General features: G+C 65.2%; 16 protein-coding genes. 11 read left to right on the top strand and 5 right to left on the bottom strand.

All coding sequences use genetic code 11. The features are described 5' to 3' along the window. Positions 1 to 84: 84 nt before the first annotated feature. Positions 85 to 807: a Crp/Fnr family transcriptional regulator gene (locus tag CHB88_RS13700; RefSeq protein ID WP_176442464.1), complete on the bottom strand. Its 723-nt coding sequence runs from the start codon at positions 805 to 807 to the stop codon at positions 85 to 87. A 216-nt stretch (positions 808 to 1023) separates the two neighbouring features. Here CHB88_RS13700 and CHB88_RS24510 point away from each other — a divergent pair, with 216 nt between their 5' ends. After that, positions 1024 to 1293, top strand: coding sequence for a hypothetical protein (locus CHB88_RS24510; RefSeq protein ID WP_143131271.1), 270 nt, complete (start codon positions 1024 to 1026; stop codon positions 1291 to 1293). A 344-nt stretch (positions 1294 to 1637) separates the two neighbouring features. Next, entirely contained in the window at positions 1638 to 1853 is a 216-nt protein-coding gene (locus CHB88_RS13695) for a hypothetical protein (protein ID WP_143131270.1), read from the top strand. A gap of 240 nt (positions 1854 to 2093) precedes the next feature. Here the strand turns inward: CHB88_RS13695 and CHB88_RS13690 are convergent, their stop codons facing one another. From CHB88_RS13690 to CHB88_RS13675, 4 genes are all read right to left on the bottom strand, one after another. After that, entirely contained in the window at positions 2094 to 2588 is a 495-nt protein-coding gene (locus CHB88_RS13690) for a chemotaxis protein CheW (protein ID WP_089399894.1), read from the bottom strand. Between the two features lie 203 nt (positions 2589 to 2791). Further along, positions 2792 to 5683, bottom strand: a complete 2892-nt coding sequence (locus CHB88_RS13685; protein ID WP_176442463.1) for a sensor domain-containing protein — start codon at positions 5681 to 5683, stop codon at positions 2792 to 2794. 380 nt (positions 5684 to 6063) lie between these two features. Beyond that, a complete protein-coding gene (locus CHB88_RS13680; protein WP_089399892.1) occupies positions 6064 to 6306 on the bottom strand; it encodes a hypothetical protein in 243 nt (80 codons plus the stop codon). A 23-nt stretch (positions 6307 to 6329) separates the two neighbouring features. Continuing rightward, positions 6330 to 7832, bottom strand: coding sequence for a DUF4331 domain-containing protein (locus CHB88_RS13675; RefSeq protein WP_089399891.1), 1503 nt, complete (start codon positions 7830 to 7832; stop codon positions 6330 to 6332). Positions 7833 to 8058: 226 nt separating this feature from the next. Here CHB88_RS13675 and CHB88_RS13670 point away from each other — a divergent pair, with 226 nt between their 5' ends. The 9 genes from CHB88_RS13670 (at position 8059) to CHB88_RS13630 (ending at position 15265) form a co-directional block, all read left to right on the top strand. Further along, positions 8059 to 8898 carry a DUF4198 domain-containing protein gene (locus tag CHB88_RS13670; RefSeq protein WP_089399890.1) on the top strand — a complete coding sequence of 280 codons (840 nt, stop codon included), beginning with the start codon at positions 8059 to 8061 and terminating at the stop codon, positions 8896 to 8898. 119 nt (positions 8899 to 9017) lie between these two features. Then, positions 9018 to 9602, top strand: coding sequence for a sigma-70 family RNA polymerase sigma factor (locus CHB88_RS13665; RefSeq protein ID WP_245844964.1), 585 nt, complete (start codon positions 9018 to 9020; stop codon positions 9600 to 9602). Then, positions 9599 to 10300 carry an anti-sigma factor gene (locus CHB88_RS13660; protein ID WP_089399888.1) on the top strand — a complete coding sequence of 234 codons (702 nt, stop codon included), beginning with the start codon at positions 9599 to 9601 and terminating at the stop codon, positions 10298 to 10300. Before CHB88_RS13665 ends, CHB88_RS13660 begins: the two co-directional genes overlap by 4 nt. A 258-nt stretch (positions 10301 to 10558) precedes the next feature. Then, a complete protein-coding gene (gene hmpA, locus CHB88_RS13655) occupies positions 10559 to 11755 on the top strand; it encodes an NO-inducible flavohemoprotein (protein WP_089399887.1) in 1197 nt (398 codons plus the stop codon). A gap of 44 nt (positions 11756 to 11799) precedes the next feature. After that, a complete protein-coding gene (locus tag CHB88_RS13650; RefSeq protein ID WP_089399886.1) occupies positions 11800 to 12174 on the top strand; it encodes a group III truncated hemoglobin in 375 nt (124 codons plus the stop codon). A 392-nt stretch (positions 12175 to 12566) separates the two neighbouring features. Further along, positions 12567 to 13433, top strand: coding sequence for an STAS domain-containing protein (locus tag CHB88_RS13645; protein ID WP_089399885.1), 867 nt, complete (start codon positions 12567 to 12569; stop codon positions 13431 to 13433). 7 nt (positions 13434 to 13440) lie between these two features. Further along, on the top strand, positions 13441 to 13797 hold the full coding sequence (locus CHB88_RS13640) for an STAS domain-containing protein (RefSeq protein WP_089399884.1): 357 nt from the start codon (positions 13441 to 13443) through the stop codon (positions 13795 to 13797). 38 nt (positions 13798 to 13835) lie between these two features. Then, positions 13836 to 14252: an anti-sigma regulatory factor gene (locus tag CHB88_RS13635; protein ID WP_176442462.1), complete on the top strand. Its 417-nt coding sequence runs from the start codon at positions 13836 to 13838 to the stop codon at positions 14250 to 14252. Continuing rightward, positions 14237 to 15265 (top strand): ATP-binding SpoIIE family protein phosphatase, encoded by a 1029-nt coding sequence (locus CHB88_RS13630; protein WP_089399882.1) that lies wholly within the window; start codon positions 14237 to 14239, stop codon positions 15263 to 15265. Before CHB88_RS13635 ends, CHB88_RS13630 begins: the two co-directional genes overlap by 16 nt.

Genomic DNA, 15265 nt, shown 5'->3' with positions numbered 1-15265 from the left:
ACTGCCGGCAATCGCCGCGCGCAAGGAAGCGAAGGGAGAAAAATCGCCGGCGGCCGCTACGTCCCGGCGCAAGCGCCGGCGCTATCAGCCGTCCTTGCCCAGGAAGCGGTGGAACTGCCGCTTCACGGTGGCATAGCACTCGCAGGACACCGCTTCCAGCCCTTTCCGGTCGAGGATGCGGATGACCCCGCGGCGGCATTCGATCAGGCCGGCGCGCTGCAGCGAAGTGGCGGCGAAGCTGACGCTGGGGCGCTGCACCCCGAGCATCACGGCCAGGTAGGCCTGGGTAAGAGGCAGTTCCGCCTGCTGCGCCCGGTCGTGGCTGATGAGCAGCCAGCGCGCCAGCCGGTTCTGCAGGTCGTGCAGGCGGTTGCAGGCCACCGACTGGGAAATCTGGCAGAGATAGGCCTGCAGATAGCGCATGCACAGCCGGCGCAGGGGCGTATCGCCGTCCGTCATCTGCTGGAACACCGCCGCCGGCAGGCTCAATGCCGCTCCCGGCATCTGGCAGACCATGGTTTCCGTCGCTAGCCTGCTGCCCAGGAGCAGGTCGACCGTGGAAAAGCCTTCGTAACCCACCGTGGCGATTTCCACCATGGAGCCGTCTTCCATGGTGGCCAGCACCGAATGCGCGCCGCGCAGGGGGAAGTAAGCATGGCGGATGGGCTGGTCGCGCCGGAAGAACATGAAATCGATCGGGGTGTCGATCAGTTCCAGGTACGGCAAGAGCGCCTGGTAATCCGCGTCGGGGAGCATCGACAGCAGCAGATTGGCGCATTCGGCCGGTGAAGAAGGGATGACGCTCATTGCCGGTGTCGAAGCGTCGCGGTCGATGGACGGTTTCTCAAATTGGGTTCGAAAGGAAAGGAAACGGGAGGATGCGAGGCCATGCCCAGGCGCTAATGGTGCAGGCGCTAGGCCTGCAGCAAGGCGGGGTCGCCTATCTTGTCGAGCGCTTCCTGAATCGAGCGGCACAGGCCGAGCGACTGGCCAGCCCGGCGCAGCACGAAAAAGCATTCATTCATGCCGCCCGCCGTGCCGGAAATGCCGATAGGACCGACCGTATATTCACGCTGGCGCAGCGCCAGCCAGGCTCTGAATGCCTCGATTTCTTCCGGCGATTGGGCTGGCATTGTTTTTTGTGGCGTAGCCATGGCGATTCGAGCGGTGGAGATTCTGGTACAGGAAAAGAAGCGGGTATGCGTGATTCTGCTTGGCGTACCGATTCAACAAGTCTCGGAAGCCTTGATCAAGAATAAAGATATGGCATGCGTCTGTCTGTTAAGTAACTGACATAGATGCCGGCAGCAGGGCGGATCCGCAGCGGCGCGGCTTCGAACCGATGTTTTGGCGGTCGGTCTGCCGACGAGCGGGTTCCCGGCTGAAAGCGCTGCGGAAGCTGTCATGAGCATGACATGACAATCAGGTTCAATACCTGACCGGGACCGAATCCGGGAAGGTGGCAGCCCTGCGGGCCGCACCGTCGGCCGGCATCGCGGTGCAGGGATGGCTGCCAACGGGTTCAGTCATCCCAGGAGATTGAAGGGATACCGCATTGAACGAAATGTCAGGTACCGAACCGACCTGCGCTGCACGGAGATGATAATAAATCGATTTTCCCCAGCTTCGGCGCAGCCATGAAATACAGTTCCTCGCCTTCGTGTTTCATGTTCGGTTCATTCATTCTTTTTACCGGCGACCGATTCATCGCCGTGCGCGCGTACGAAATCCTGAACAGCGACGCGCGCTCGACCCACACCAGCATGGGGGTGATCCGCATCGATGACGCACCCGTCGCCTGGCGCAATCTCGCCGTGCAGGAAGGCGGCGCTGTAGAAAGCAGCCAGGATTGAGGCATTGCGATGCGCGACCTGGTCGTGTCATGCAGAGACTCGGGGCCGATGCGCTCCGTCGGCTCACACGCGTTCCTGAATAAAAAATGCCCCATGAATGGGGCATCGTGTTTCGGCCGCTCTGGGCGGCGCGAGTCGAGCGGACCAGAACTGATCCCAGTCCTGCTCCGTCGACGTCGGGGTGGCTTTCTCCTGGGTGGTGAAATATCGGGTGAAATCCCGTCGAGCGGGTCAGACCAGTCAGGCGGCGATGCGTGATGCCAGCCCGAGCTCGGCGCCGGACATCAGCCGGTCGATGTCCAGCAGGATCAGCATGCGGTCTTGCAGGGTGGCCAGGCCAAGCAGATAGTCGGTGTCGACGGCGCCGCCCATTTCGGGAGGCGGCTTGATCTGTTCGGCGGACAGGGCGGTAACGTCGGAAACGCCGTCGACCACCATGCCGATGGTGTGGCCGTGAATGTTGATGATGATGACGACGGTGAACTGGTCGTAGGCCGGCGCGCCGAGCTGAAAACGGATGCGCAGGTCGACGATGGGCACGATCAGGCCGCGCAGGTTGACCACGCCCTTGATGAAGTCCGGCGCGTTGGCGATTCGGGTGACGTTCTCGTAACCACGGATCTCCTGCACTTTCAGGATGTCCACGCCGTATTCCTCCTGTCCCAGCCGGAAAGCCAGCACTTCGGTTTTTTGTCCCGGATCCTGTTCCAGTTTGTGAATCGTCGCCGTCTCCATATTCTTCTCTCCAAGGGGTTGAATTGTCGGGTGCCTATGCTCCGAGGCCGACGGCAGGTTCGCATCGACCCTGCCAAGTTAACGATTGCCGGAGCGGTTGAACAGTCGGCGATGGGAGCTTTTTGTGTCGTGGAATGTGACGGGGGTGTAGGACGAACGCCTACGGCAAGCCGGCTGCCGCTTGCAGCCGAAGGTCTCGTGCACTAATGGCAGCGCAGTCCGATGGAGTGCGGCGGCGGCAAGACCCCCTGCGCGCGCTGCCGATACCAGACCTCGAACTCCTCCCCCGGCATCGGCCGTCCCAGATAGAAGCCCTGCGCCTGCTTGCAGCCATGGGCGCCGATGTAGTCGAGCACCGATTTCGATTCCACGCCCTCGGCCACCACTTCCAGGTCGAGCGTGCGGCCGAGCGCGATCATGGCGTTGGTCACCGCCTGGCTGGCGACGTCGTGCGTCAGCGGGGCGACGAAGGAGCGGTCTATCTTCACCTTGTTCAAAGGCAGGCGCGCGAGATAGGCCAGGCTGGAGTGTCCGGTGCCGAAGTCGTCGAGCAGGATTTTCACGCCGAGGGCCTTGAGCCTGGAGAGGATGGCGACGGCATGGTCGACATCGTCCATGATGGCGGTTTCGGTGACTTCCAGCTGCAGCGCATCGGTATCGATGCCGTATTCGCGCATGGTGCGCTCGAAGCGGCCGGCGAAGTCGCGGTCGCGGAACTCCACCACCGACACGTTCACCGCGATCGGTATCGACGGCAAGCCGTGATCCTGCCATCTGCGGTACTGGCGCGACGCTTCCCGCAGCAGCCAGCGGCCGATCGGATTGATGATGCCGGTGGCCTCGGCGACCGGCACGAAGCGGTCCGGGCCGATGTCGCGGTTGGGCCAGCGCAGCAGCGCCTCGGCGCTCACCACCTCGCCGCTTTCGATGTCCACCACCGGCTGGTAGCAGAGGTGGAAGGCGCGGTCGTGCAGGGCGGCCTTGAGCTGCTGCTCGATGGCGATCTGCTGCCGAGCGCCGGCGGCGCAGGCGGCGGAATAGAACTGGAAATTGTTGCGGCCGGCCTGCTTGGCCTGGTACATCGCCAGGTCGGCATGGCTGATGAGGGTGTCGATGTCCTGGCCGTCTTCCGGGAACAGGCTGATGCCGACCGAGGCCGAGAGCGACAGGGCGAGTTCGCCCACGTGATAAGGCGTGCTGATGCGGGCGACGGCGTGGCGTGTCACCTCCGCGGCTTCGATGGCATCGTGAATGTCCTGCAGCAGGACGATGAATTCGTCGCCGCCCAGACGGATCACGATGTCCTCGGCGCGCAGGCTGGCGGCCAGGCGTGCGGCGACTTCCCTCAGCACCTGGTCGCCCGCTTCATGGCCATGGGTATCGTTGATCGGCTTGAAGCGGTCGAGATCGATGAACAGCACCGCCGCACGCTGGCCGGTGCGGCGATTGTGCGGCAAGAGGTGGCTGGCGTATTCGAACAGCATGGCGCGATTCGGCAAGCCGGTGAGCGTATCGTGCAGGGAAGCATGCCTGACCCGCGCCTCGGCCATCTTGCGGTCGGTGATGTCGACCACGATGGCGACCAGGCCCTGGTAGTCGCCGTCGGCGCCGCGCATCGCATTGACGCTGCTGGTGGCCCACATCAGCGTGCCATCCTTGCGCCGGTATTGCTTCTCGATCACGAAGTCCGGCCCGCCCGCCGCCAGCCGCGCCACCGCTTCCAGCGTATGCGGCACCGAATCCGGCGCGGTGATGTCGACGACGGTCTTGCCGATAAGCTCCGCTTCCGAATAACCCAGCATGTCGCAGAATTTCTGGTTCACCAGGGTCATGATGCCGGCGGCGTCGGCCTCCACCACGCCGGTGGCGGCCTGGCTGACGATCTTCCGGAACCGTTCCTGGCTTTGCCGGAGCTCGGCTTCCACCCTCACATGGTCGGTGAGGTCCATCACGCCCACCACCGCGCCGGTGATGCTGCCCTCGCCATCCTGGATCGGGGCGGCGCTGATGAGCAGGATGCAGCGCTGGCGCCTGGCATCCCAGGCTTCGAATTCGATCATGACGTGCTGCACCCGCTCGCCCTTCAGGGCGCGCGACATCGGCCAGTCTTCCGCCCGCAGCGGCTCGCCGTGGCGTTCGCTGCCGTCGGCCCACCAGCCTTTCCACCGGCCATACTCGGCGACCGAGCGCGAGAGCGGACAATCGACGCCGCAGATGCGCTTGACTTCGGAATTCATGCGAACCAGGGCGCCGTCCGCATCGGCGACGATGATGCCGACCGGCGCGGCCTCCAGCACGGCGTCGAGCTGGCGCCGCTCGGCGGCCGCTTCGTGCACCGCCCGCAGCAGGTCTTCTTCCGCTCTGCGCCGGCGTTCGATGTCGATGATCATGCCCAGCCAATTGCGAATGCCGCCATTGCCGGCCGGCAGCGGCGCCGCGCGCAACTCCACCCAGCGCCAGTCGCCCGAGGCCAGCCGCAGCCGCAGCTCGAGCTCCAGGGGCATGCCGGTCGCGATGGCGTCGCGCCATTGCTGGGCGGCGAAGTTGCGGTCCTCGGGATGGATGGCATCGATCCAGCCTTGCGCCAGCCATTGCTCGCGAGTTTGCCCGGTGAGCCGGCGCCAAGAAGGCGAATCGCCGATGATCGTGCCGTCGGGGTCGGTTTCCCATAGCGCCCGGGCGGTCTGCCCGAGCAGCACGCGCAGGTTTTCCTCCTGCACCATGCGGCGCTCCAGCTCGGTCCAGATGCTCAGGATGGCGGATACGGCGCCGCCATCTTCCCGTACCGGCAGCAGCGAAAATGAAAAGCGGCCTTGCCCGGGCGGCCCATTCGGCGGCACGTCCGGCGGCGACTGCTCGCCGCTGCATGGCTCGCCCTGGAGCGTGCGATCGATCAGCGACCGCCAGCGGTGCATCGCTTCCGGCCAGGCCTGATGTAACGGCCGCAGCATCGCTGCCGGGTGCCGGGCGCCAAGCAGAGTGGCGTAGGCGTCGTTATAGAAAAGGAGCAACTCCGGCCCGAGCAGGAGAAACATGGGCTGGCTTGCGTCCAGCATCAGCTGGAGCGCGGTTCTGAGCGGTGCGGGCCACTGCAAGGGATGTCCGATGGGAAACCCGGGCCAGTCCTGCGAACGCAGCAGCTCTCTGACGTTACCTTTGCCCTGCAGGGGATCATGGATTCCGTGCACGGGAAGTGGCGTGATCATCGGCGAACGGCTGCATGTGTAGAAAATTGTTGTGACCCGATGCGGCAGCGAAGATTCCGCGCCGCCCGAGCCGGCGGTTCAGATATTCGCAGAGCGCTTGATGCAGATGCGGCTTTCCAGACGGAATCGTAAGCTGCCTCCAGGATGTCAACGCCGTGCATGCGCGGCCTGCGGACCGGTCGGGAGGCGTCCGTGGCAGACAGCGGCGGGCCGGAGCGATTCGCGCGCCGGCCCTGGCCCGCCCTTCCATTTGGACGGAAGGGCGGGTGCTAGAGCGCCGCGGGTTCGCTGGTCTCCGAAGTGCTCAGGCCGATGGCATCGGCGGAAACCGGCTCCGCGTCTTCCGATCGGCTGGCGGCCAGGTTGGCGACGAAGCTGGTGAAGGCATCGAGGGCGGTGCCGCCGGCCGCGCCCGGCGCCGGTGCGGCAGAGGCGGTGCCGGCATCATCTCCGCCGCTGCCGCACGCCGCCAGCAACAGCGATGCGGCGATGACCAAAATCAGGCTTTTCATTGCATGCTCCTTGGATAAGTGGCTTAGTTCGACGGCGAACCGGCGAGCGGCGTCTTCAGATAGGGGAAGGCGGCATTCACGAAATTGCTGCCATGGTCGAGATAGGCGCCATCGGTGAAATCGATGGCGCCGGAAGGCGCCTTGTCCGGCGTGCAGCCGACCAGGGTGTTGACGCCGTTCACCGTGCACAGCCTGCCCATGACGACGCGCAGGGCGATGTCGACCACGTCGTCGCCGATGCGGCGGCCGTTGGGGAAGCCGGCATTGTCGCCGCCGAGCACGCCGAGCCTGTTCGGGCTGGACGACGGCGCCACGGCGGTGTTCAGCCGCAGCATTTCAGACGGCACCACATTGGCCGGCTGGTTTAGGGTCTTCACGCCGGTAAGGAAGGCGGCAACCAGGTCGGTGCGCGGGAAGTTGGTGGGCGCCTTCACCCCGGCGCCGGCGAACAGCGTCTCGACCAGGGCCGGCAGGGTGGGATTGGTGACGTAGTCGGCGAATTGCCCGTCGTTGCTCGGCTTGCTGTGGTTGAACCTGTCCTTGTCCTTCAGTCCGATCACCACTTCATTGACCAGCGGCATGCCGAGGCGCGACACCTGGGTCCAGGCGCCGCCTTCCTTGCTGGCGGACAGATTGGCCGGCGTCGGATTGAGCAGGCGGGCCTGGCGCAGGCTGGCGGTGGTCCAGGCGCCGATCACCGGCTCGGCGCCATTGGTCAGACAGGCGATCGGCACTTCGAGCGCGATCGAGGTGACGTTCTTGCCGGCGAGAGAATCCTTTTCGAGGCGCTCCGCGTTCGGATCGAAGGCGGTGGCCGGTGCGGCGATGTTGATCAGGTCGAAGGTCTCTCCCAGGTTGACCACGAAGGGATCCTTGCGCTGGCCGACGAACACGCGGCCGGGCGCGCCGCAGCCGGGAATGTTCGCCGTGTAGACGTGGCGGTTGGCGTAGCTGTCGTAGTCGCTGATGCTCTTGTTGCCGATGTTGTCGAGCGGCTTGTCGAAGCTGGCGTTGCCGCCGCTGGTGACGGCCTGCCGGTTGCCGCCGCGGCGGTCGCCGCGCACGATGTCCACGGTGTAGGTTTCCCTCACGTTGGCCGCGCTCGAGTTGGGGCTGTTGATGTCCCCGCTGCCATTGATCACCAGCGGAATGGACACCGCCTTGCCGCCGACGTTGAGCTGTGCATCCTTGTTCTGGTAATTGAAGCGGAACTGGAAGGTGATGTCTTCCTTGCCGTCGCCGTTGTTGTCGACGTGGATTTCGTACAGGGCATCAGGGTCCATGGCGAAGTAGTTCGGTCCGCCGTAGGGGTCCTGGAGCGGCATGTAGTTGGCGATCAGGGTCACGTAGTCGGTGCGGCCGGCTTCGGTGCTGCGGAACATGTAGAAGTCGGTGGCGTCGACCTTGGGCTGGCGGGTGATGAACGGCGCCTCGCGGTGGCTGGAGGCCAGCGCGGGCAGGGAACAGGCGATGGAGGCAAGGGCAAGCGCAATGCTGCAGCGTTTCTTCAACGATGGTGTGGGCATGATCATCTCCTGAATGGACAAGCAGGCCGCGACATGCGGGCCTGTCTACGTCTATACGCGGCGGCGCGCGGATCGGATTCAGGCGTTGCGAAATATTCATCGACCGGAGCGATTGCATCAATGTTGAATCCGCCCGGGCCTTGGGCGCGTATATGGCATATGCGGCGTCGAAGCCGCTGCCCACGACGGCCTTTGTGATGTGCCTCACCTTCCGCGACGCCTTGCCATGCAGATACGCCTGACCGCCGTTCCCGCTCTTGCCAGCCTGCTGCTCGGCCTCATGCTCGCCGCGCCGGCCGCGGTCGCCCATGAATTCTGGATGTCTTCCCTGCCTGGTCCGGCGGGGAGCGCGCGCCTGCAACTGCTGGTGGGTGAGTATTTCGAAGGCAGCCGGGTCGGCTTCACTCGCGAACATGCGGCGGCGATGCGCCATTACACCGGGGCCGGCGTGGAGGACCTCCTTCCGCGCCTGCCTCGCGACGGCATGCTGGAAGCGCTGGCGCTGCCGGCGCTGCGGCCGGGCATGCATCTGATCGCCTACGACAGCCATCCCAGCCTGATCACGCTGCCGGCCGGCAGATTTCACGCCTACCTGCATGACGAAGGGCTGGATGCCATCGTCCGCTGGCGCGAGGAGCATGGGTTGGCGGACCGCCCGGGGCGCGAACGCTTTCGCCGTCACGTCAAGCACCTGATATGCGTCGGCGACGCCGGCGCGATGAACAGCCAGGTCCACGCCGTCGGCACCGGGCAGCGGCTGGAAATCCTGCCCCGCTTTCAGGCCGGCGATCTGCGGCCAGGCGCCGACCTGCCGCTCGCGGTGAGCTTCGACGGCCGGCCGCTCGCAGGCGCGTTGCTCAAGGCTTGGCACAGGCGCTCCGGCCAGACGACGCTGATCCGCGCCCATACCGATGGGCAGGGCCAGGCGACAATCGACCTGCCTTATGCCGGAGAGTGGATGTTCAGCGTGGTGCACATGATTCCCGCCGAAGGCACGGCCGATGCGGATTGGGACAGCTTCTGGGGCAATCTCACGCTGACGGTGCGGGAGGGCGGATGCCGCTAAGCCGATTGCATGAGCAGATGCGGGTGGATGATGCCTATAATAGAGGAATCATGACGGCCGGCCTGCAGGGAGGCAGCCGTCATCCCGGCGCTGTTCGCTTCCACCCATACCGAAAAAAATTGGCGACGACCGACCCCCACCAACTTCAAGCCTGGCTGCATGCAATCGCGCGGCAGGACCGTCACGCCTTTGCGCAGCTCTACGCCGCCACCGCGCCCAAATTGTTCGGCTATGCCCTGCGCATCCTCTCCAGGCGGGAAGTCGCCGAGGAAGCGCTGCAGGAAAGCTTCGTCAACATCTGGAACAGCGCCGCCGCCTATCAAGCCGGCATGGCGGCGCCCATGACCTGGCTCACGGCCATCGTGCGCAACAAGGCGTTCGATCTCTTGCGGCGCGCGGACCCTGCGCTGGAACTGGATGCCGGCCAGGGGGACGATGGCATGCTGACGATGATCGAGGCGATGGAATCTGCGGATGCGCCATCCGGCGAGGCGCTGCAGTTCAGCCGCGATGCCGTGGCGCTGTCCCGCTGCCTGCAGCGGCTGGAAGGCCTGCACCGGCAGGCGATCGCGCTGGCCTACTTCCATGACCTGTCGCACAGCGAAGTCGCGACCCGGCTCATGCTGCCGATCGGCACCGTGAAGACCTGGATACGGCGCGGCCTGGAGCGGTTGCGGCTTTGCCTGGGCGGGGAGGCGATATGAACATCCGCCACAATGCCGCACTGCGCGAGAAGCTGGCCGGCGAATACGCGCTGGGGACGCTGCGCGGCGGCGCGCGCCGGCGTTTCGAAAGCTGGCTGCTCGAAGATGCGGCCTTGCGCCGCGCGGTGGCCGAATGGCAGGACCGCCTGGCGCCGCTGGCCGAACTGACGCCGCCGGTCGAGCCGCCGCCGCGGGTGTGGCGGGCGATCGAAGCCGGCATCGCACCAACTTCCTCGCTGCGCCGGACATCGATCTGGCATGGCAGCCTGAACTTCTGGCGCTGGCTGGGTGCCGGCGCCACGGCGGTGGCGGGGCTGCTGCTGGCCATCCTCCTCATCCGCCAGCCCGACATCGAAGCGGCGCCTTCCTATGTCGCAGTGCTCGGGGATGACAAAGCCCAGACTGCCTTCATCGTCACCGGCGACAGCCGACGCCGGCAGTTGTCGGTGAAGGTGGTGACGCTTTCCTCCATCCCGGCGGACCGCAGCCTGCAGCTGTGGGCCTTGCCGAAGGAGGGCAGCCCGCGTTCCCTTGGCCTGCTCGATCCGGTCGGCGGCGCCAGCCTGCCCTTGCCGCAGGATGTGTCGCCGCAATCGGTGCCGGCGCTTGCCGTGTCCCTCGAGCCGAGCGGCGGATCGCCCAATCCCAACGCGCCGACCGGACCCGTGCTGTACAAGGGTGCCTGGTTGCCGATCTGATGACATCGGCTGAAGCGGGCAGGCATGGACAATTTGTCCGTGCAAATTAAAGTGCATTTGCAATGCATCTTTTGGTAGAATCCTTCTCGAACGATTGCCGGAGCGATATCCGCGCCGCCTTCCTGCGCTTGCAGCACGGGCAGTGAAGTCCGCGCACCCGCATTCGGCGTCGACCGCTGCCTGACCGGCAGGTGCTCTTCGCGCCGGTCTTCATCCTTAATGATGCATTTTATAAGCATCTAATTTCCGGAGATGTGAATGGTTTCTGCCGCCGCCCGCCCTTATATCGATGCCAGCGTTCCCGTACTGCAGGAGCATGGACTCACCATTACCCGCACCTTCTACGGCAACATGTTCTCCGCCCATCCGGAGCTGAAGAATCTCTTCAACATGGGCAACCAGGCCAGCGGCGTCCAGCAGCAATCCCTGGCGGCGGCGGTATTCGCCTATGCGGCGAACATCGACAATGCCCAGGCGCTGGCGCCGGTGGTGACCCGCATCGTGCACAAGCATGCTTCCGTCGGCATCCGCGCCGACCACTATCCCATCGTCGGCCGTCACCTGCTCGGCGCGATCCAGCAGGTGCTGGGCGAGGCCGCGACGCCGGAACTGATCGCCGCCTGGGACGAGGCCTACTCCGAACTCGCCAATGCCCTAATCGACGCGGAACGCGCCCTGTATGAAATCGCAGGCACCCAGCCTGGCGCGCTGCAGGAAATGCGCGTGCGCGAAGTCCGCACCGAGTCGGAGGACATCAAGTCCTTCATCCTCGAAGCCCGTGAAGGCGAAATCCTGCCGGCTTTCAAGCCGGGCCAGTACGTCAGTGTCGCCGTGACTTTCGACGATGGCAGCACCCAGCTGCGCCAGTACAGCCTGTCCGATGCGCCGAACGGCCAAACGCTGCGCCTGTCCATCAAGCGCGAGCGCGATCCCGCCAGGCCGGCGGGCCGCGTCTCCAACTGGCTGCATGACCGTGTCCGCGCCGGTGCGTCCATCCGGATCACCCATCCCTTCGGCGACTTCACGCCGGATGCCGAGTCCGATGCGCCGCTGGTGCTGCTGTCGGCCGGCGTCGGCATCACGCCGATGATCTCGGTGCTGAACCGCATCGCGCAGGCCAATCCGGCGCGCGAGGTCGTGTTCGGCCATGCGGCAAGGGGCCGGGGCTGGCATGCCCATCAGGGCGACCTGGCCCGCGCCCGGCAAACCATGCCCAATCTGAAAGTGGCGCTGTTCTACGAGGATGGCGCCGAATGCGACGGCACTGCCGCCCACGCCGGACGCATGCATGCCAATTTGCTGCCCGCCTGGGCACGCGCCGAAGCGGACGTCTATCTGTGCGGTCCGATCGAGTTCATGCAGGGCCAGTGGCTCCAGCTGCTCGCCACCGGCGTACCGGCTCAGCGCCTGCACCGCGAAGTCTTCGGCCCCGAGCTGTTGAACTACTTGAAGTAAGACCTGAAGTCGGGGCGGCGCGGCCGTCTTTTTAAGGAGCGATCATGAACCATGCCGCCATCACCGAAGCCTCCATCCGCAGCATGGTCGACCTCTTCTACGGCCGCGTCCGCCAGGATGCGGTGCTGGCGCCGGTATTCGAGCGCATGCTGGCCGGCAGGTGGGAAAGCCACATGCCGCGCATGGTCGCGTTCTGGACCAAGGTGCTGCTCGGCACAGGCGAGTTTCAGGGCAATGTCTTCGGCAGGCACATGGCGCTCGCCGGCATCCAGAGGGAACACTTCGTGCACTGGCTCACGCTGTTCCGCCTGAGCGCCATTGAAACCTTCGGCATCGAGCAGGCGGACGTGGTGATCCAGGTCGCCGAGCGCATCGCTTCCAGCCTGCAGCTGGGCTATTTCGGGGAGTGCGTGGTCTAGCACGTTCCCGGCATTCTCCTACCCGCGCCCAGCCGCGACTCGAACCGTATGGGTTCGGCGCGATCTTCCCTTCAGGCGAGAAGGGCCCCCTCCATGAGCCCTTTCTTTACGGCTGCCATGCAGCGAAAAGTGCATGCAATTTGCACCTATCAATCGGCTATCCATTGAGCAATATCAAGCCATGGCTATGGTGCTGTGATCGCCTTGTCTGCAAGCAGCGATTCGAGCCGAATTACTTATCCATATTAAGCAACACCATCACCTTTCCGCTGTAGAATCAGCGCTCTCGCGCAATACCACACAATAAATCAACCATGCGCGCCGCTGCCTGCGACAAGATGATCCATGGGGTCGCGCCTGTCGCCGACGGCCAATTCGCCAAAGGAGCTTGAATGACAAAACAGACCACCGGCCACCTCGCTAAAATCATCCGGAACAATCAGGACACCCTGCTGAGCGGGTGGATGGAGGGCATGCTTTCCCGCACCGTCAGGCGCGATCGAAACGCCGAGACCGAAATGCGCCAGCAGGCCAGAGAGTTTTTGCCAACGGTGGCGTCAGCGGTGGAGAAGGACGGCAGCTACGACATCGATGCCGGCGCCTGGGACGAAGTGCGCCGCCAGTTGAGCGAGATCTCGCAGTCGCGACTGCGCCAGGGTTTCACGCCGTCGGAAACAGCAACCTTCGTCTTCTCGCTGAAAGAGCCGCTGTTTTCCCTGCTGCGCACCGAACTGGCATCCGATCCGATCGCGCTGGTGGAGGAAACCGCAAGCACCGGATCGCTGTTCGACAAGCTCGGCCTGTTCACGATCGAAGAGCACATGAAGGGTCGGGAGCAGGTGATCCTGCGCCAGCAGCAGGAACTGCTCGAGCTCTCCACTCCGGTGGTGCAGCTGTGGAGGGACATCCTCGCCGTGCCGCTGATCGGCACCCTCGACAGCGCCCGCACCCAGGTGGTGATGGAAAACCTGCTGCAGAAGATCATCGATACCGGGGCCTCGATCGCCATCGTCGACATCACCGGCGTGCCGACGGTCGACACCCTGGTGGCCCAGCACCTGCTGAAGACGGTGGCGGCGGCTCGCCTGATGGGCGCCGACTGCATCATCAGCGGCATCCGTCCGCAGATCGCCCAGACCATCGTGCATCTCGGCGTCAACCTGGAAGACGTGATCACCAAGGCGACGCTGGCCGACGCGTTCATGGTCGCGCTCAAGCGCACCGGCGCCGCCGTCATCCACAACGCCGCAGAGCGCTGAGGCACGGATGGAGCGGATTCCAATTCTGAGGATGGGCAACCTGCTGCTGGTGACCATCCAGGTGGACATGCACGACCGGCTGGCGATGACGCTGCAGGACGACCTCACCGCCCGCATCGTAAAGGACAAGGCGCGCGGCGTTCTGATCGACATCTCCGCGCTGGACATCGTGGATTCCTTCATCGGCCGCATGATCAGCAACACGGCCGCCATGGCCAAGATCCTCGATGCCAGCACGGTGGTCGTCGGCATGCAGCCGGCGGTGGCCATCACGCTGGTGGAGCTCGGCCTGAAGCTGGAAGGCGTGAAGACGGCGCTGAACGTCGAGCAGGGAATCAAGCTGCTGCAGCGGCGAGAGGATTGAGCGCGGCCGATGCCGCGCTTTTGTGAAAGGCTGACATTTTGAGTACCAAGGACGTGGACGCAACCATCGTGCCCCTGCGCTCCGACGAAGATGTGGTGCGCCTGCGCCAAGCGGTGCGGGAGTGCCTGGTGTCTGTCGGCTTCAGCCTGGTCGACCAGACGAAAATGATCACCGCCGCGAGCGAGCTGGCGCGCAATACCGTGCGCTATGGCGGCGGCGGCGAATCGCATCTGCTGAAGGTGATGAACGGCAGCCGCAAGGGCGTGACGCTGGTGTTCATCGACCATGGCCCCGGCATTCCGGATATCAAGCAGGCCTTGACCGACGGCTACACCAGCGGCGGCGGCATGGGCCTCGGCCTGGGCGGCGCCAAGCGGCTATCCGACGAATTCGACATCGATTCAGAACCGGGCAGGGGAACGACGGTCAAGATCACCAAATGGAAACCATTCTGAGCCCATCCAGCCGGCAGCGCCTGGTCCGCATCGAGGAATCGAGCGCGGTGGCGGCCGCCCGGCGCGAGGCGACCGATCTCGCCGCCGAACTCGGCTTCGATGACATCGCCGCCGGCGAGGTGGCGCTGGTCGTCACCGAAGCCGCAACCAACATCCTCAAGCATGCCGGCCGGGGGCAGATACTCATCCGCCCGCTTCGTTCCGGCAGCGATGGCGGCATCGAGGTGCTGGCCATCGATGCCGGCCCCGGCATGCGCAATGTCTCCTTCAGCATGCAGGATGGCACCTCGACGGCGGGCAGCTACGGCGTCGGCCTCGGCGCGATGCGCCGGCTGGCGGACGAGTTCGATCTCTACACCCAACCGGACAAAGGCACGGTGATCCTGATGACGGTATGGCCCAAGGGCGCGCTGCCGCCGGCGCCCCTGCTGCATGTCGGCGCGGTCTGCGTGCCCATACCGGGAGAAGTCGCCTGCGGCGATGCCTGGGCCATCGCCGCCGAGCCGAATGCGGCGGCCGTCATGGTGGCCGACGGGCTGGGGCACGGCGAGCATGCGGCCGCCGCCGCCGGCGCCGCCACCAGCATGTTCGCCGACGCGCCCGGCCTGCCGCCGGCCGCTTCGATGCAGGATGTCCATGGCGCGCTGCGCGCCACGCGGGGCGCCGCCGTCGCCATCGCCCGCATCGACATGATGGCCGAACAGATCGTATTCGCCGGCGTCGGCAATATTGCGGCCAGCGTCTTGGACGGCCGGGATCGGCGCCAGCTGGTGTCGCACAACGGCATCGTCGGCAGCAACATGCGCAAGGTGCAGGAGTTCACGGCGCCCTGGCACGACGGCTGCCTGCTCCTGATGCACTCGGACGGCCTCGGCAGCCGCTGGGACATCGACCAGTATCCTGGCCTGGCGGCGTGCCATCCGGCGATCATCGCCGGCGTGCTGTACCGCGACTTCTGCCGCGGCCGCGACGATGTGACGGTGCTCGCCGTGCGCGAAGGCGGGAGGCGCTGA

Source organism: Noviherbaspirillum humi, from assembly GCF_900188095.1.
Taxonomy (GTDB): Bacteria; Pseudomonadota; Gammaproteobacteria; order Burkholderiales; family Burkholderiaceae_D; genus Noviherbaspirillum; species Noviherbaspirillum humi.
Note: the sequence above shows the minus strand (reverse complement) of the source record. Positions and strands in the feature narration are given on the sequence as shown.